The organism is Microbacterium immunditiarum (assembly GCF_013409785.1).
GTDB lineage: Bacteria > Actinomycetota > Actinomycetes > Actinomycetales > Microbacteriaceae > Microbacterium > Microbacterium immunditiarum.
This window is the reverse complement of record NZ_JACCBV010000001.1, coordinates 3,759,602-3,776,251: the sequence shown is the minus strand read 5'-3', so window position 1 is coordinate 3,776,251 and position 16,650 is coordinate 3,759,602. Positions and strand designations below refer to the sequence as shown.

Here is a 16,650-nt window from a genome sequence, read left to right as displayed (position 1 = left end):
CGTCTCAGAGCAGCTGACCCGCCCTCGTCAGCACATCGCGCAGGATGCTCTCGATCTCGTCGAACTCGGCCGGTCCGATCGTGAGCGGTGGCGCGAGCTGGATCACCGGGTCGCCGCGGTCGTCGGCGCGGCAGTACAAGCCCGCCTCGAAGAGCTCCTTCGACAGGAAGCCGCGCAGCAGGCGCTCCGCCTCGTCTTCGTCGAACGTCTCGCGCGTGGACTTGTCCTTCACGAGCTCGATGCCGAAGAAGTACCCGTCGCCGCGCACGTCGCCGACGATCGGCAGGTCGAGCAGGCGCTCGAGCGCGGCCCGGAAAAGCGGCGAGTTCTCGCGCACTCGCTCGTTGAGGTCCTCCTCCTCGAAGATGTCGAGGTTCTCGAGCGCGACGGCGGCCGAGACCGGATGCCCCGCGAACGTGTACCCGTGCGGGAAGCTCGTGTCGCCGGTGCCGAAGGGCTCGTAGATGCGGTCGCTCACGATCGTCGCGCCGAGCGGGGAGTATCCGCTCGTCATCGCCTTCGCGCACGTGATCATGTCTGGGACGTACCCGTACGCGTCGCACGCGAACATGTGGCCGATGCGGCCGAACGCGCAGATGACCTCGTCGCTCACCAGCAGCACGTCGTACGCGTCGCAGATCTCGCGCACGCGCTGGAAGTAGCCGGGAGGCGGCGGGAAGCATCCGCCCGCATTCTGCACGGGCTCGAGGAACACGGCGGCGACCGTGTCGGCACCCTCGAAGTGGATCATCTCCTCGATGCGGTCAGCGGCCCAGCGCCCGAACCTCTCGAGGTCGTCGGCCGGCGCGCCGACATCGGCGGCGCGGTAGAAGTTGGTGTTGGGCACGCGGAAGCCGCCCGGCGTGACCGGCTCGAACATCTCCTTCAGCGCGGGCAGGCCCGTGATCGCGAGCGCCCCCTGCGGTGTGCCGTGGTAGGCGACCGACCGCGAGATCACCTTGTGCTTGGTGGGCTTGCCCCGCAGCTTCCAGTACTGCTTCGCGAGCTTGAACGCGGTCTCGACGGCCTCACCGCCGCCCGTCGAGAAGAACACGCGGTTCAGGTCGCCGGGCGCGTGGTCCGCGAGCCGGGCCGCGAGCTCGATCGCGGTCGGATGCGCGTACGACCAAATGGGGAAGAACGCGAGCTCCTCCGCCTGCTTGGCAGCCGCCTGCGCGAGCCGGCGTCGGCCGTGCCCGGCGTTGACGACGAAGAGCCCCGCGAGGCCGTCGAAGTAGCGCTTGCCGGACTCGTCCCAGATGTGATGGCCCTCGCCGCGGACGATGACCGGCACGCCGGAGTCCATCGTGGACTGCCGGGAGAAGTGCATCCAGAGGTGGTCGCGAGCCTTCTGCTGCAGCGCGCTCAGGCTGCCGGTCTCGGGTGGGTGGGTCTGCTCTGTCGTGGTCATCGGCACTCCCCGGTGTGCGTCCTGTGCCCACACTAGGCCCGGGGGAGGCCGCCCCACAGTCCCTGCCGCGCGGCTCGCCCTAGATGGCGCCGGTCTGCGGACGCAGCTGGGCCGCCGCGAGTTGATCGAACGCCTCGGCAATCTGCGAGATCGCGGATGCCGCGGTCTTGGCGACCTCGGGCCCAAGGCTGTCGATCACCGCGACGAGCGTCGAGTGATGCGCGCCGAAGGCGTCGTCGACTCGGTGGATCGCGGCCTCGGTCGGCACGAGGTAGTGCGCGCGCCGGTCGTGCGGGTGCTGCACGCGGGTGACGAACTCGCGCTGGACGAGGCGATCGACCACGTTCGTGACCGTGGCGCTCGACGTGTCGAGCATCACGATGAGGTCTTTGGGGCTGAGGTCGCGTCCGTCGCGGTACCCCTGGACGAGGTACCGCAGCGCGGTGAGGTCGAGGTTCGACAGCCCGGAGACCGCGAGTGCACGGTCGGCCTGCACACGCTCGGCTCGACGCAGATGCAACACGGCCTCCGCGAGGGCGCGGCCCTCTGGGGTCTTCGGCGGGCGCTCCGAGTAGAGGTGCTCGCTCTCATGACGTACGACTGTCTGCGGCATAGGGGATCTCCGGCTCGCTCCTCACACGGCACTCGGCTGGGTGCCCTGACGTGCCCACCCATCATATGCGCTGGATCTCGAGAGTTTCAACGATTTGCACACTCGTCGAGATACTTATTTACTGGGATTGACATAGAGTGAGTTGCCTGGCTAGTAAGTTATCAGCGGACAGAAAGGGCGCGGACATGTCGATGACGCACCACACCGAAGAGCACGTGCCGGACGGGGCAGAGGTGATCCCCGTTTTCCCGCACGCGCTGGGCGTGGCACTCGTGCCGCAGCCGCGCCCGATCGGCCGAGGGGGCCTCGCCGACCTCATGGCTGACTGGAGGCACCGCCGGCGCGTGAGCCGGCACTACGGCAACGCCGCCTGAGGCGGGGCATCCGCAACACCACCGAGATCAGCACCACCACGCAACCCCAGCACCCCGAAAGGAACTCGAACGATGGGACTGCTCTACTACGGAGCCGACGCGCAGCCGATCGAGATGCCCGACCGCATCCTCGCCCACGTCAAGGTCGTCGCGACGACGAAGCTGCGACGCAATGAGAGCTTCACGATGACGTGGAAGCACCCCGGCGACGGCCCCACCGGGCGCACCAGCATCTGGATGCAGCCCGCGATCCCGCTCCGGTTCGTCTTCGCGAGCTCGGAGCCGGAGACGCTCGACCCCGAGTACCTCCGCACTCTCGCCAACGCCGCGGCCGGTTCGGGCGGCATGGTGGTCGAGTGGTCCAGTGATGAGGTCGCTGCTCCCATCGACATCCGCGAGAGGATCGCCGTCGCGGCCTGACGCCGACCCCTCGCGGCGACTCGCTCTGCGAGCAGGGGTTCAGGCACGCGGCGGGTTCGCCGGCAGCCACTCGTCGAGGCTCGTCTCGAACAGCTGCGCGCCGCCCACCGGCACGAGCGTGCGCTCGTCGACCGTGGCGCCGTAGTACGGGGCGGCATCGTCGCGCACGACGGTGCGCGAGTCGCCGCGGAACGCGAGTCCGCGCCGCACCCACTCGTCCATGCCGTACTGCTCGGGGCCGGCGATCTCGATGTCGCCGTTCACCGGCTCGCCGGCCGCGGTGCGGGCGACGGCGGTCGCGACGTCCTCGGCGGCGATGGGCTGAACGAGCGCACCGGGGAGCCGCACGGTGTCGCCGTCGGTCGAGATGTCGGCGATGCTTCCGACGAACTCGAAGAACTGGGTCGCGTGCACGAGCGAGTAGGGGATGCCGGACTCGCGGATGAGCTTCTCCTGCGCGGTCTTCGCGCGGAAGTACGGGATGTGCTGCGGGCGGTTCGTGCCGACGATCGTGAGCGCGACGTGATGACCCACGCCCGCTTCCTTCTCGGCCGCGATGAGGTTGCGCGTCGAGGTCGTGAAGAACTCGAGCACCGCGCTCTCCTCGAACGACGGCGAGTTCGAGACGTCGACGACGACGTCCGCGCCGGCGAGCGCCTCGGCGACGCCCTCGCCCGTGATGGTGTTGACGCCCGTGTTCGGCGCGGCAGCGACGGCGTCGTGTCCGTGCTCCCGCAGCTTCGCGACGACCTTCGAGCCGATCAGCCCGGTTCCGCCGATGACGACGATCTTTGCCATGTTCGTGCCCTTCTCCGTGGGGGAGCCGTGTGCGCCCGAAAGCTAAGACAGAGCGGATGCCCCGCGTGTGACGCCTTCGTCGTCATCGGTTCCAGTGCGCGAGCTTCGCGGGGTTGACCACAGCCCACGCGTGCGAGATCGCCTGGCCCCGCAGCTCGAAGCCGACGACGCCGACCACGCCGTCGCCGGCGAGGAGGCGCAGTCCCGGCGTGCCGTTCACCTCCGCCTCGGCGATCGCCGTGACGGACAGCGCCTCCGTCAGTGCGATGAGGGCGGATGCGACGCCACCGGCCGTCGTCGCTCTGCGCACCGGGACTGCGACGCGGCCGCCGGCGTCGACGAGCAGGAGGGCGTCACGCGTGAGCGACTGCGCCAGCGCTGCGGCGTCCCTTCGCCGCCACGACTCCTGCGCGGCGCTCACGGTCGCCCGCATCCGCCTCGTGCGTGCGGGTTCGTGTCCGGCGCGGCGGCGGAGCCAGGACGTCGCGCGCCACGGACTCATCCCTCGCCGATCGTGACGTGCTGCAGTTTGTCGGGGCTCATGATCCACAGCAGGCGCCGGATGCCGTCCTCCGACGCGGTGAGCGTGAGGGCGGTGGTGACCACGCCGTCCTCGGACAGGGTGACGGCGGGCTGGCCGTTGACCTCGACCCAGTCGATCGACTTGCCGGTCCAGAAGTGGCTCGAGAAGGCGGCGACGAACTTCGCGACGCGCAGGGCGCCCGCGACGGGGATGCGGGCCGCGAGCTTCACGCCGTTTCCGTCCGAGTAGCTGACGACGTCCGCGGCGAACAGCTTCTCGAGCTGCTCGGTGTCGCCGCGCTGCGCGGCGGTGAGGAACGCTTCGAGCAGTCGTCGCTGGTCGGTGGTCGCCACCTGGGCACGGCGCTCGGAGGCGAGGTGCTTGCGCGCCCGGCTCACGAGTTGCCGCGCGGTTGTCGGGGTGCACTGCACGACTTCCGCGATCCGGTCGTACGGGTAGTCCAGCGCCTCGCGCAGCACGTAGGCAGCGCGCTCGGTGGGCGTGAGCTTCTCGAGCAGGAGCAGCACGGCGTACTGCAGCGCCTCGCCGCGCTCCGCTCCGAGCGCGGGGTCGTCCTCGGTGTTCACGGGCTCGGGCAGCCACGGCCCGATGTACGTCTCCCGTCGCACGCGCGCGGACTGCAGCGCGTTGATCGACAGTCGCGTCGCGATCGTCGCGAGGAAGGCCGCAGGCTCGAGCACGCCGTGGCGGTCGGTCGTCTGCCAGCGGATCCACACCTCCTGCAGGATGTCCTCGGCGTCGGCGACCGATCCGAGCATCCGGTAGGCGATGCCGAACAGGCGTCGCCGGGACTGCTCGAACAGCTCTGCCGCGACGTCGAGGTCACGCGCGTCTGCGGGCATGGGTGCCGCCTTCCTCCATTCAGGGCAGACGGATGCCTCGACCCGAAGCTCCGCCTCGAAAGCGTTGACCGGACAGCGCCCCGATCTGTGACACGCGATCGCGGACGGGATCAGTCCGCGGTCGTGTCGGCCCGCGCCGCGATCGATCGCAGGACGTCGAGCGCGGCATCCGCCTTGTCGGGCGTGAATCCGAACGTCTCGGTGATGACCTGGTAGATGCCGGGCGCGTGGACGCGGAGCGCGTCGCCGTCGGGCGTGAGCGACACCGTCACCGAGCGCTCATCGAGAGGATTGCGCGTGCGGACGACGAAGCCCTGCTTCTCCATGCGCTTGACCAACGGCGTGATCGTGCCGTAGTCGGACTGCAGTCGCGAGACGAGGTCGCCCACGGTCAGGTCGCCGTACTCCCACAGCATGGCGAGCACGAGGTACTGCGGGTAGGTCACGCCGAGCGGCTCGAGCAGCGGCCGGTAGACGGCCGTCACTGCGCGGTAGGCGGCGTGCAGGTTGAAGCACACCATGTCTGCCAGGGGCACGGCGGGAGCTTCGGTCTTCGCATCCGTCACCCTTTCAACGGTATCAGGATCTGCCGAGTGTGCTATTCATTAGCCCGCTAGGTAGTAGAAGCTCGCCGCGCCCTCGCGAGCAGGTGCTCGAGCGCCGCCGCGTCGCCGCTGCGCGCGGCGCGCAGGAACGCGTCGAAGAATCGACGATGGGCGGATGCCGCGACGACCCGCCCGTCGCGCGCCTGCAGGTGCTTGCGAGCGCGGCTCACGAGCTGGCGCGCGGCGACCTCGGTGGACTCCACGATCTCGGCGATGCGTGCGTAGGGGTAGTCGAACGCCTCTCTGAGCACGTAGGCGGCCCGCTCCGTCGGACCCAATCGCTCCATGAGCAGGAGCGTTGCAAGGCGCAGCGCTTCGCCGCGCTCGGCCCCGAGCGTCGGATCGTGGGCCGTGTCGACGGGGCTGGGCAGCCACGGTCCGATATAGGTCTCGCGCCGCACGCGCGCGCTGTGGAGCACGTTGATCGCGATCCGCGTGGCGGTCGCGGCGAGGAATGCGTCCGGCTCGCGCACGGAGACCCGGTCGCACCGCTGCCAGCGCAGCCAGGTCTCCTGCACGACATCCTCCGCGTCGGCGGCGCTGCCGAGCATGCGATACGCGATGCCGAACAGACGGCCTCGTGCGTGCTCGAACAGCTCCAGGGCATCGGCGTCGGTCTGTGCGACGCCCGCCGGTCCGGTGTTCATGCGAGGAGATTACATCGTGTGCTAGCTACTAGAAAGAGGGGAAATAGTATTCGAGCCGATCTGCCAGTCGTGGAAGCGGGTCGAGGCGAGGCGCGCGTCGGCATCGGGCAGCAGATCGTCCGGGCCCAGCGAGGCGCCGAAGTACGTCCCGAGGGCGTCCGCGACCACTTCGCGCTCGTCGTGGCGGAATCGCAGCTCGCGCCGGGCGAGGTCGGCCAGATCGAAGATCTCCGGGCCGCCGTACTCGACCATCCCATTCACCGGCCCGCCGAGCGCGACCTCAGCGACGGCGGCAGCGACATCGTCGGCCGCCATCGGCTGGATGCGGGTGTCGGCGAGGCGGATGATGCCTCCGCGGGTCGCGTTGTCGGTGATGCTGCGGATGAACTCGAAGAACTGAGTCGCGTGGACGAGCGAGTAGGGACGCCGGGAGTCGGCGATCAGCCTCTCCTGCGCGGCCTTCGCCTGGAAGTACCCGCCCTCGGCCCGCGCGAGCCGATCGGTGCCGACGACCGAGAGCGCCACATGGTGGCCGACGCCGGCCGCGGCGCCGTACGTGAGCAGGTTGAGGGTCGAGGCGTGGAAGAACTCCCGCGCGGCGGCTTCGTCGGTGTAGGACGAGTTCGACACGTCGACGACGACGTCCGCGCCCTCGAGGGCTTCTTCGAGACCCTCGCCCGTGTAGGAGTTCACGCCGGTCGCGCGGGCCGCCGCGACGACCTCGATTCCGCCCGCGCGCAGCTGCGCGACCAGTCGCGACCCGATCAGGCCGGTTCCTCCGATGACGGTGATCTTCATGGCTTGCTCCTTGCTCGGTCCGGTCCGCTGGCAGGGAGGCGCCATCGGCTCATGCAGGGCTGACAAGACGGCGAGCCGTTTCGTGACGGCGACGCGCCGGGAGCGACGTCATTCGTCGAATCGTGGAGGGGGCGGGACACCACCTTCCCGCCGATTCGCCGCACGTGTTCGATGTCGCCGAGCCGCCCGGGGACGGCGCCGGGACGCTGTGACCCTCGCGCACCCATAATCGACGGATGAGCGACGTCCTCAACCGGGTCGGCCTGCGGCGAATGGTCGCACGCGATCCCTCCGCCGCCCACCGCGTCGCAACGCCGCTCGAGCTGCTCTTCGACCTCGTCTTCGTGGTCGCGGTGTCGCAGGCGTCGCAGAACCTCCACCACCTCATCAGCGACGGACACATCGGCCAGGGCGTCGTCGCGTACCTCATGGTGTTCTTCGCCGTGTGGTGGGCGTGGATGAACTACACGTGGTTCTCGTCCGCCTTCGACTCGGACGACTGGCTGTACCGCGTCATGACGGTCGTCCAGATGGCGGGAGTCCTCGTGCTCTCCGCCGGCATCCACGCGGCGATGGTCGACTTCGACTACACCATCGTCACGTGGGGCTACGTCATCATGCGGCTCGCGCTCGTCGCGCAGTGGGTGCGGGCCGCGGCATCCGACCCCGCCTCCCGTGCGACCGCGCTGCGCTACGCCGTCGGCGTCGGAGCCGTGCAGCTGCTGTGGCTCGGCCGCCTGCTGATCGCCGACGAGACCCTCGCGTTCTGGTCGTTCTTCCCGCTCGTCGTGCTCGAAATCCTCATCCCGGTGTGGGCCGAGCGGCGCGGCCGCACCAGCTGGCACCGGCAGCACATCGCGGAGCGGTTCGGCCTGTTCACCCTGCTGCTCCTCGGCGAGAGCCTCCTCGCGTCGGCGAACGCGATCTTCGACGCGCTGCGCGACGGCGAGCACGTCGGCGAGCTGATCGGCCTCGCGATCTCAGGAATCGTCGTGACCGCCGGCATCTGGTGGGTGTACTTCGCCCGGGAGTCGCACGGGCGGCTGAACACGCTCCGCGACGGGTTCGCGTTCGGCTACTTCCACTACGTGATCTTCGCCGCGGTCGGCGCGGTCTCCTCGGGCGTGGAAGTCGAGATCGACCACATCGTCGGCCGCGCGGAGGTGTCGGCGGCCGTCGCCGGCCTCGCGCTCACCCTGCCCGTCGCGATCTTCCTCGCGAGCGTGTGGGCGCTCCTGCTGCGACCGGTGATCGCGGCGTGGGCGTCGGCGGCGGTGCTCGTCGGGGCCGTCGCGGTGGCGCTGTCGGGGCTCCTTGAGTACGGGGAGTACATCGTCGGCGCGGCGCTCATCGCCGCGGTGGTCGTCGTGCTCGAGATCGATCGACTGCGGATGCGGCGGCGGCGGTGACCTCGTCCCGCCTGCGAAATCAGGAGATCTGGCGAACACAGGACGTGAACCGGCGCGGGCTCCTGCGCCTGTCAGATGTCCTGATCTCGGGCGAGGCGCGACGGTCAGCGCACCGCGCGGGCGAGGTTCGCGCGCAACTCCTCGGCGTTCTGCCGCGTCACGTAGGCGGGCTGATCGCGCTCGACGCGCCAGCTCTCCGACAGCGGCCCGATCACGACGGTGTCGAACCCGAACTCGTCGTACACCCCGGTCGCAAGCTCGATCGCCTCGTCGAAGTCGCTCGCGGTCGCCAGCGCCCGCCGGTTCGGCGTGCCGGCCGAGGACCCCGTCGTGAGGATCTCGTCGAAGCGGATCGCGTTGAACGCCTTCGCGACCTTCGCGTCGCGCAGGTGCTGCTGCAGGAGCCCGCTCGACGTCGCCTTCTTCTCGTCGAGCTCGGCGATGTGGCCGTCGCGCTCCCAGTAGTAGTTGTTCGTGTCGAGCACGATCTTGCCGGCGAGCGGCTCGGCCGGGATGTCGCGGTACGCCTTCAGCGGGACCGTGACGATGGACCAGTCGGCGGCGGTCGCGGCATCCGTCGCCGTTCCCGCCCGCGCTCGCGGACCGAGGTCGGTCACGAGACTCGCGAGCGTCTCGGGACCGCGCGAGTTCGCGATCACGACGTCGTAGCCGCGCTCCACGAGCCCGCGGGCGAGGGTCGACCCGATGTGTCCTGCTCCGATGATTCCGACGGTCGTCATGACCGAAACAATCCGGGGCGGGGCGTGCGCATTCCCGGTCCGCGCAATCCCGGTTCGCGCATCACGACGGCTCCGGCGACGCGGTGGAGTGGCGCACGATGAGGTGCGTCGGGATGGGCGTCGCCTCGGTCGTGGTGTCGGGCTCCTCGGCCGCGAGGAGCACCTTCTGCATCATGAGCTCGCCGAGCGCCGCGAAGTCCTGGCGAACCGTCGTGAGCGGCGGGTAGAGATACCCGGCCTCGGGGATGTCGTCGAAGCCGACGACGCTCACGTCCTCGGGAACCCGCAGCCCGCGCTCGCGCAGCGCCGACAGCACGCCGATCGCCATCTGGTCGTTCGCCACGAAGATCGAGGTGCCGGGCCCGATGTCCCAAGCCGACGCCAGGCGGTGGCCGCTCGCGGCCGACCAGTCGCCGTAGGCCGGCTCGGTGAGCTCGAGCCGGTGCGCGGCGAGCTCGTCGCTCCAGCCGCGCGCCCGTTCTATCGCATCCGGCGCGGTCGCCGGCCCGGCGAGGTGGAGGATGCGCGTGTGCCCGAGCTCCGCCAAGTGACGCACCGCGGCGCGGGCACCCCGGTACTGGTCGATCGACACGATGAGGGGGCTGCGGCGCGCGGTCGATGCGCACGCCACGACCGGGATTCTGAGGTCGAGCGAGCGCACGAGCTCGAGCACCGCGACGTGCACGACGACGAGCCCGATCGCGTCGACACGCTGCCGCAGCAGCCCTTCGATCGCCGAGCGCCACGCCTTCGGGTCGTCGGGTGGGGCGCTCACCGTGTCGACGCTGTAGCGGGCCTCGCGCGCGGCGAAGTTGAAGTTGAGCGCGACCGACGTCGGGCCGTAGTCGGAGATGCCCGGCGTGACGAGGCCGATCGTGCGTGTGCGCCGAGTGACGAGGGCGCGCGCGGCCGGTGACGGGCTGTAGCGCAGCTGCGCGATCGCCTGCTCCACGCGGGCGCGGGTCGCGGGGCGGACGTTCGGCAGGTCGTTGATGACGCGCGAGACCGTCTGGTGCGAGACGCCCGCCAGCCGGGCGACATCGAAGATGTTCGCGGCCCGCGTGGGGTCGTCCTCGGAGGTCGTGCGCGTGTCAGCCATCGATCTCCTCCGGCCGGGCCACGAGAGCGAGGAGCGTGTCGACGGTGAGCATGCTCGAGGGAAGGGTGTCGACGATCCTGCCGTCGCGCAGGATCGTCACGCGGTTGCCGACGCGCAGCACCTCTTCGAGCTCGGCGGAGATGAACATGACCGAGAGCCCGTTGTCGGCGAGCTCGCCGACGAGGTTCTGCACCTCGACCTTCGCGCCGACGTCGATCCCGCGCGTGGGCTCGTCGAGCACGAGGACGCGCGGCGAGAGGGCGAGCAGGCGTGCGAGGAGGAGCTTCTGCTGGTTGCCGCCCGACAGGGTGCCCGCGGGCCGGTCGAGGTCGGGTGGACGGATGTCGAGGGCCTCGACCCAGCTCATCGCGAGCTCGCGCCGGCGTTCGGGACGGATGCGGCGGAACACGCCCTCCTCCGCCTGAAGCGCGAGCGTGATGTTGTCGAGCACGCTCAGGTCGGCGATGATGCCCTCGGTGCGACGGTTCTCGGACGAGTAGACGACGCCGAGGGTCATCGCCCGGCGCGGATGCATCCCCGGCTGCTCGCGCCCCGCGATGCGGATGATGCCCGCGCTCACGCGGTCGGCGCCCGTGATGGCGCGGGCGAGCTCGGTGCGACCCGAGCCGAGGAGGCCGGCGACCCCGAGGACCTCGCCCTCGATCATGTCGACGTCGGCGTCGCGGATGCCGGTGCCGACCGCGACCCCGCGCGCGCTCAGGTAGGGCTCACGGGGCGTCGAAGGGTCGACCTCGGCACGGGTCTTGGCGTCGAGGGACGCGGCGGTGCGCCCGAGCATCGCCTGCACGAGCTCGATGCGCAGGAGCTCCTTGGTCAGGTACTCGCCGACGAGGCGTCCGTCCCGCAGGACCGTCACGCGGTCGCACAGCTCGTACACCTGGTCGATGAAGTGCGACACGAAGAGCACCGCGACGCCGCGCCGCGTGAGGTCGCGCACGACGCGGAACAGCTCGGCGACCTCGTCCACGTCGAGACTCGACGTGGGCTCGTCGAGCACGAGCACTTTGACGTCGGTCGAGATCGCCCGCGCGATCGCGACGAGCTGCTGCACGGCGAGGGAGTGCGTGCCGAGGAGGGACGCCGGGTCGATGTCGAGGCCGAGGTCGGCGAGGACGGCCCGGGCGTCTGCGCGCATCGTGCGCCAGTCGATGACTCCGAGGCGCCGCGGCTCGCGCCCGAGCGCGATGTTCTCGGCGACGGAGACGTTCGGGAGAAGGTCGATCTCCTGATAGACCGTGCTGATCCCCGCGCGCTGCGCATCCTGCGGCGACGAGAAGTGCACGCGCTCGCCGTCGAGCGTCAGCACGCCCTCGTCCAAGGGGAGCGCACCCGTGATCGCCTTGATGAGCGTCGACTTGCCGGCTCCGTTCTCGCCCATGAGCGAGTGCACCTCGCCGGGGAACAGGCGGAAGTCGACGGCGTCGATCGCGGTGTCGGCGCCGAACCGCACGGTGGCGCCCGTCAGCTCGAGCAGCGGGCGCCTGTCCTCCATTCCGCCATTATCCCGTCGCTCGTGCGCCGTCGAGGTGGCGCGCGGGGCAGTCATCTGCCGCGTCGCTGCGACCTCGCGACGATGAGCCTCTGCACAACGATGAAGACCAGCAGCAGCGCGCCGATGATGATCTGCATCCAGGACTGCTCGGCGCCCATGAACGAGATGAGCTTCTTGATCGTGCCGTAGACGAGGACGCCGATGAGGGACCCGAGCACGTATCCCGTGCCGCCCGTGAGCAGCGTGCCGCCGATGACGACCGCTGCGATCGCGTCGAGCTCGGTGCCGATGCCGTTGCGCGGATACCCCGCTCCCGAGTACGCGGTCAGCAGCAGGCCGGCGAGACCGCCGCACACGCCGCTGATGACGTAGACGAGGACCTTCGTGCGTGCGACGTCGAGACCCATGAGCCGCGCGGACTGCTCGCTGCCGCCGATCGCGTAGACCGTGCGCCCGAACCTCGTCCAGTGCATGACGAAGAACGCGATCGCGACCACGAGCAGCGCGATGATGCCGGTCGGCGTGATGTACCACCCGCCCACCGACCACCGAGTGCGCTGCAGCCACAGGATCGCCGGGTCCTCGACGCGGATCGACGAGAGGCTCACGACGAACGCGAGCCCGCGCGCGAGGAACAGTCCCGCGAGCGACGCGATGAACGGCTGCACGTTGAAGTACTGCACGAGCACGCCGATGAGCAGCCCGATCAGGGCGCCTCCGGCCAGCATGATCGGGATCACGAGGAAAGCGGGGAGACCCTGTGCGAGGAGACTCGCGCACAGGATGCCGGTGAACGCCATGACGGATCCGACCGACAGGTCTATGCCGCCCGTGATGATCACGAGCGTGAGCCCCACAGCGAGCACGATCAGGTACGCGTTGTCGAGCAGCAGCGCCGACAGGTTGCCGGGCGAGAGGAAGTTCGCGAACCGTACCCGCGCGCCGATGAGCAGCACGATGAGGATCACGACGGCGGACAGCGTCGGCATGAGCGACGCGTGGCGGCGCAGGAACGTGGAGTACCGCGACGCGAAGCTCTCGGCTCGCTCCGGCCGGGTGTCGAGCGCGGTCATGACGCCACCTTCGCCTGATCGATGGATGATTCGGATGCCGCGGCTCGCGCCCTCGCGCGGAAGGCGCGCCGCGCCCACGCGTGCAGCCGCGGTGACTGCACCACGACGACCACGATCACGACGATCGCGAAGAACACGGGGCTCTGCGCGGACGGGACGCCGAGGAAGAGGATCGTGGACTCGAGGGTCTGGATCGTGAGGACGCCGACCACGGTGCCGGCGATCGTGAACTTGCCGCCCATGAGGGATGTGCCGCCGAGCACGACCGCGAGGATCGCGTAGAGCTCGATGAACAGCCCCGTCGCGTTCGCATCCGCCGCCCGGATGTTGGCGCTGTAGATGATCCCCGCGATGCCCGCCAGCAGCCCCGTCACGGCGTACGCGGTGAACACGATGCCCCGGGCGCGCACGCCGGCGAGCCGGCTCGCCTCGGGGTTGATGCCGACGGCCTCGGTGAGCACGCCGAGCGCGGTGCGCCGCTCGAACAGGGCGATCACGACGATCGCGGTGAGCGAGATGAGGAACGCGACGGGCAGTCCGATGAGGTAGCCGCTCGCGATGAACGAGTAGGGCGGGCTGTTGACGGTCGTGATGAAGCCGTCCGTGATGAGCAGCGCGACGCCGCGGCCGGCGAGCATGAGCACGAGGGTCGCGATGATCGGCTGGATGCCGACCACCGACACGAGCAGGCCGTTCCACATGCCGAGTGCGAGCGAGACGCCGAGCGCGGCGAGCACCGCCACGGCCACGGTGCCGACGGAGGTCGGATCGGATGACGCGTCGATGATCGTGAGGGCGACCGCGCCCGACACCGCCATCACTGCGCCGACCGAGAGGTCGATGCCCCGCGTCGCGATCACGATCGTCATGCCGAGCGCGACGAGCATGAGCGGCGCGCTGTTGCGAAGGATGTCGATGAGCGCCCCGTACAGCTGACCGTTGCGCGCCGTGATGCTGATGAACTGCGGCCGCGCGATCGTGTTGATCGCGATCAGCACGAGCAGGGCGACGATGGGCCAGAACAGGCGATGACGGATGACTCTTCTCATGCCGCGGTCTCGCTCCCGTTGTGCGCGATGAAGTCGATGAGCCCGTCGAGATCGATCTCGCTCGATTCGAGGTCGCCGATCCTGCGGCGATCGCGCAGGACGACGACCCGCTGGGCCAGCCGGAGCACCTCCTCGAGCTCCGACGAGATGAAGATGACGCTGAGGCCCTTCGCGCTCAGCTCGGCGACCTTGCGCTGGATGTCGGCCTTGGCGCCGACGTCGATCCCGCGCGTCGGCTCGTCGAGCACGAGCAGCTCGGGCGCGGTCGCGAGCCAGCGCGCGAGAAGCACCTTCTGCTGGTTCCCGCCCGAGAGGTTGCCCGCGAGCATCGTGGGGTCGGCGGGACGCACGCCGAGCGCTTCGATGAGCTCGGCGACGATAGCATCCGCCTCGCTGCGTCGCACGCGCCGCACGGCGCCGCGCTTCGCCTGGACGCCGAGCACGATGTTCTCGGCGACGGTCAGGTCGGGGATGATCCCCTCGGCGCGGCGGTCCTCGGACGAGAACGCGATGCGGTGCTCGATCGCGTGGCGCGGCGTATGGATGCGCACGGGTTTGCCGTTCACCTGGATCTCGCCGGACTCGGCCCGGTCCGCGCCGTAGAGCAGTCGCACCAGCTCGGTGCGCCCCGATCCGAGCAGCCCGGCGATGCCGACGACCTCGCCTTCGTAGGCGTCGATGTCGACCGGTTCGAGCGCGCCGCGGCGTCCGATGCCCGTCGCCCGGAGGACGGGGGTCCCGGAGCGGTCGATGTCGCGATCGGCGACCGACGACAGCGCGGTGAGCTCGTCGAGCTCGCGGCCGATCATCTTCGAGACCAGCTGGGCGCGCGACAGCTCCGCCGCGGCGTACTCGCCGACGAGCCGCCCGTTGCGCAGAACCGTGATGCGGTCGGAGATCTCGAACACCTGGTCGAGGAAGTGGCTCACGAACAGGATCGCGACGCCCTTGCCGCGGAGGTCGCGGATGACCGCGAACAGGCGCTCGACCTCGCCGCGATCGAGGCTCGAGGTGGGCTCGTCGAGGACGAGCGCCTTCGCGTCGAGGACGATCGCGCGGCTGATCGCGACGAGCTGCTGGATCGCGATCGAGTGCGTCGAGAGCTGAGAGCGCGTGTCGAGCTCCAGCCCGAGGCTCTCCAGGTGGGCGGCGGCCTCGCGGTGGGTCGCCTTCCAGTCGACGCGGCCCGCCCTGCGCGGCTCGTGGCCGAGCATGATGTTCTCGCCGACCGAGAGGTTCGGGCAGAGGTTGACCTCTTGATAGACGGTCGAGATCCCCGCGCGCTGCGCGTCGGCGGTCGTGGCGAACACGCTGCGCCGCCCCGCGACCGTGATCTCACCCGCGTCGATGGCGTACACGCCGGTGAGGGCCTTGATGAGCGTCGACTTGCCTGCACCGTTCTCGCCCATGAGCGAGTGCACCTCGCCGGGGCGAAGGGTGAAGTCCACTCCGTCGAGGGCGAGCACACCGGGGAAGCGAATGGTGATGCCGGTCATCTCGACGACCGGAGGGACTTCGACGTCCGCTGGCATTGTGGTGGCCTTTCCGCCCTCATTGTGGACACACGGCCGGGGGAGTGCTCGGATGGCCCCCGGCCGCGTGTCGCGTCGTTCCGTGCTGGATCAGTAGGCGCGCGAGTCGATGACCTCGGCCGCCTGTTCCTGCGTGAAGCTCTGGTCCTCGACGTAGTACGCCTTGTCGACGCTCTCGCCGTCGAGCACCTTCTTCACGAGGTCGGCCGCCTGCTCGCCGAGCAGCGGGTTGCACTCGACGATGAAGTTGATCTTGCCGTCGACGAGCGCCTGCATGCCGTCGTGGACCGCGTCGATCGAGATGATCGCGATGTCCTCGCCGGGGACTCCGCCCGCGGCCTCGATAGCCTCGATCGCGCCGAGCGCCATGTCGTCGTTGTGCGCGTACAGCAGGTCGATGCCGTCGATCCCGTACTTCTGGATGAAGCCCTCCATGACGGTCTTGCCGCCGTCGCGGGTGAAGTCGCCCGTCTGCGAGTCGATCTTCTCGATCTGGGTGCCCGAGATGGCCGCGTCGAATCCCTCGGCGCGGTCGTTGGCGGGCGCGGAGCCCGTCGTGCCCTCGAGCACGACCATCTTGGTGGGGGTGTCGCCGTAGTTCTCGGCAGCCCATTCACCGGCGATCTCGCCCTCTCGCTTGAAGTCGAGACCGACCCACGTCGAGTAGAGGTCGTCCGAGGCGGTGACCGTGCGGTCCTCGAGGATGACCGGGATGCCGGCATCCGCGGCCTCCTGCAGCACGTCGTCCCAACCGTCCTCGACGATCGGCGCGATGACGATCGCGTCGACGCCCTGGTTGATGAAGTCGCGCACCGCGGCGATCTGCGCCGCCGGGTCGTTGTCGGCGGCGTTGAAGACGAGGTCGAACCCGTTCTCCTGCGAGAACGCCGCCTTCATCGACTCGGTGTTGGCCGAGCGCCACCCCGATTCGGATCCCGTCTGGGCGAAGCCGACGGTGATCGTGCCGTCTCCGCCGCCATCGGCTGAGCCGCCGTCTCCGCCGGATGTGCTCGCGCAGCTGCTGGCTGCGATCGTGAGGGCGCCGAGGATCGCGACGGCGCCGAGGAACTTCTTGTTCACTTCCAAAACCTCCTCGTCTTGGTCCGGCACCGATGCCGGATCGTGGTGCGGGCGCTGACGCTTGGGTTGCGGCCCGTGCCCAGATGTTAGCCCTAACATTTCT

General features: G+C 69.7%; 18 protein-coding genes. 3 read left to right on the top strand and 15 right to left on the bottom strand.

The features are described 5' to 3' along the window. Positions 1 to 4: 4 nt before the first annotated feature. Entirely contained in the window at positions 5 to 1,411 is a 1,407-nt protein-coding gene (locus BJ991_RS17535) for an aspartate aminotransferase family protein (protein ID WP_179492135.1), read from the bottom strand. A 79-nt stretch (positions 1,412 to 1,490) separates the two neighbouring features. Continuing rightward, a complete protein-coding gene (locus BJ991_RS17530) occupies positions 1,491 to 2,024 on the bottom strand; it encodes a MarR family winged helix-turn-helix transcriptional regulator (protein ID WP_179492133.1) in 534 nt (177 codons plus the stop codon). A 185-nt stretch (positions 2,025 to 2,209) separates the two neighbouring features. Here BJ991_RS17530 and BJ991_RS17525 point away from each other — a divergent pair, with 185 nt between their 5' ends. Together BJ991_RS17525 and BJ991_RS17520 are read left to right on the top strand one after the other, a co-directional pair. Continuing rightward, positions 2,210 to 2,398, top strand: coding sequence for a hypothetical protein (locus BJ991_RS17525; protein ID WP_179492131.1), 189 nt, complete (start codon positions 2,210 to 2,212; stop codon positions 2,396 to 2,398). Between the two features lie 72 nt (positions 2,399 to 2,470). Continuing rightward, the gene (locus BJ991_RS17520) at positions 2,471 to 2,818 is read left to right on the top strand and encodes a DUF7882 family protein (RefSeq protein ID WP_179492129.1); all 348 of its coding nucleotides are present in this window, start codon (positions 2,471 to 2,473) and stop codon (positions 2,816 to 2,818) included. 39 nt (positions 2,819 to 2,857) lie between these two features. On the opposite strand, the gene BJ991_RS17515 is transcribed toward BJ991_RS17520, so the two are convergent. The 6 genes from BJ991_RS17515 to BJ991_RS17490 form a co-directional block, all read right to left on the bottom strand. Further along, positions 2,858 to 3,616: an SDR family oxidoreductase gene (locus tag BJ991_RS17515; protein WP_179492127.1), complete on the bottom strand. Its 759-nt coding sequence runs from the start codon at positions 3,614 to 3,616 to the stop codon at positions 2,858 to 2,860. A gap of 82 nt (positions 3,617 to 3,698) precedes the next feature. Continuing rightward, the gene (locus BJ991_RS17510; protein WP_179492125.1) at positions 3,699 to 4,037 is read right to left on the bottom strand and encodes a sigma-70 family RNA polymerase sigma factor family protein; all 339 of its coding nucleotides are present in this window, start codon (positions 4,035 to 4,037) and stop codon (positions 3,699 to 3,701) included. 77 nt (positions 4,038 to 4,114) lie between these two features. Then, the gene (locus BJ991_RS17505) at positions 4,115 to 5,002 is read right to left on the bottom strand and encodes an RNA polymerase sigma-70 factor (RefSeq protein WP_179492123.1); all 888 of its coding nucleotides are present in this window, start codon (positions 5,000 to 5,002) and stop codon (positions 4,115 to 4,117) included. Between the two features lie 110 nt (positions 5,003 to 5,112). Then, entirely contained in the window at positions 5,113 to 5,568 is a 456-nt protein-coding gene (locus tag BJ991_RS17500; protein WP_218852972.1) for a MarR family transcriptional regulator, read from the bottom strand. Between the two features lie 47 nt (positions 5,569 to 5,615). Then, complete coding sequence (locus tag BJ991_RS17495; protein WP_179492121.1) at positions 5,616 to 6,254, bottom strand: sigma-70 family RNA polymerase sigma factor; 639 nt, start codon at positions 6,252 to 6,254, stop codon at positions 5,616 to 5,618. Between the two features lie 21 nt (positions 6,255 to 6,275). Next, positions 6,276 to 7,052 (bottom strand): SDR family oxidoreductase, encoded by a 777-nt coding sequence (locus BJ991_RS17490; protein WP_179492119.1) that lies wholly within the window; start codon positions 7,050 to 7,052, stop codon positions 6,276 to 6,278. Between the two features lie 236 nt (positions 7,053 to 7,288). Here BJ991_RS17490 and BJ991_RS17485 point away from each other — a divergent pair, with 236 nt between their 5' ends. Further along, positions 7,289 to 8,461 carry a low temperature requirement protein A gene (locus tag BJ991_RS17485; protein ID WP_179492117.1) on the top strand — a complete coding sequence of 391 codons (1,173 nt, stop codon included), beginning with the start codon at positions 7,289 to 7,291 and terminating at the stop codon, positions 8,459 to 8,461. Between the two features lie 104 nt (positions 8,462 to 8,565). On the opposite strand, the gene BJ991_RS17480 is transcribed toward BJ991_RS17485, so the two are convergent. From BJ991_RS17480 to BJ991_RS17450, 7 genes are all read right to left on the bottom strand, one after another. Further along, complete coding sequence (locus BJ991_RS17480) at positions 8,566 to 9,201, bottom strand: NADPH-dependent F420 reductase (RefSeq protein ID WP_179492115.1); 636 nt, start codon at positions 9,199 to 9,201, stop codon at positions 8,566 to 8,568. A 61-nt stretch (positions 9,202 to 9,262) separates the two neighbouring features. Further along, complete coding sequence (locus BJ991_RS17475) at positions 9,263 to 10,300, bottom strand: LacI family DNA-binding transcriptional regulator (protein ID WP_179492113.1); 1,038 nt, start codon at positions 10,298 to 10,300, stop codon at positions 9,263 to 9,265. Then, positions 10,293 to 11,813 carry a sugar ABC transporter ATP-binding protein gene (locus tag BJ991_RS17470; protein WP_179492111.1) on the bottom strand — a complete coding sequence of 507 codons (1,521 nt, stop codon included), beginning with the start codon at positions 11,811 to 11,813 and terminating at the stop codon, positions 10,293 to 10,295. Before BJ991_RS17470 ends, BJ991_RS17475 begins: the two co-directional genes overlap by 8 nt. A 50-nt stretch (positions 11,814 to 11,863) precedes the next feature. Further along, the gene (locus tag BJ991_RS17465; RefSeq protein WP_179492109.1) at positions 11,864 to 12,886 is read right to left on the bottom strand and encodes an ABC transporter permease subunit; all 1,023 of its coding nucleotides are present in this window, start codon (positions 12,884 to 12,886) and stop codon (positions 11,864 to 11,866) included. Beyond that, positions 12,883 to 13,935 (bottom strand): ABC transporter permease, encoded by a 1,053-nt coding sequence (locus BJ991_RS17460; RefSeq protein WP_179492107.1) that lies wholly within the window; start codon positions 13,933 to 13,935, stop codon positions 12,883 to 12,885. Before BJ991_RS17460 ends, BJ991_RS17465 begins: the two co-directional genes overlap by 4 nt. Continuing rightward, positions 13,932 to 15,467, bottom strand: a complete 1,536-nt coding sequence (locus BJ991_RS17455) for a sugar ABC transporter ATP-binding protein (protein ID WP_179492105.1) — start codon at positions 15,465 to 15,467, stop codon at positions 13,932 to 13,934. Before BJ991_RS17455 ends, BJ991_RS17460 begins: the two co-directional genes overlap by 4 nt. A 90-nt stretch (positions 15,468 to 15,557) precedes the next feature. Further along, positions 15,558 to 16,547 carry an ABC transporter substrate-binding protein gene (locus BJ991_RS17450; protein WP_343048818.1) on the bottom strand — a complete coding sequence of 330 codons (990 nt, stop codon included), beginning with the start codon at positions 16,545 to 16,547 and terminating at the stop codon, positions 15,558 to 15,560. Between the last annotated feature and the right edge of the window lie 103 nt (positions 16,548 to 16,650).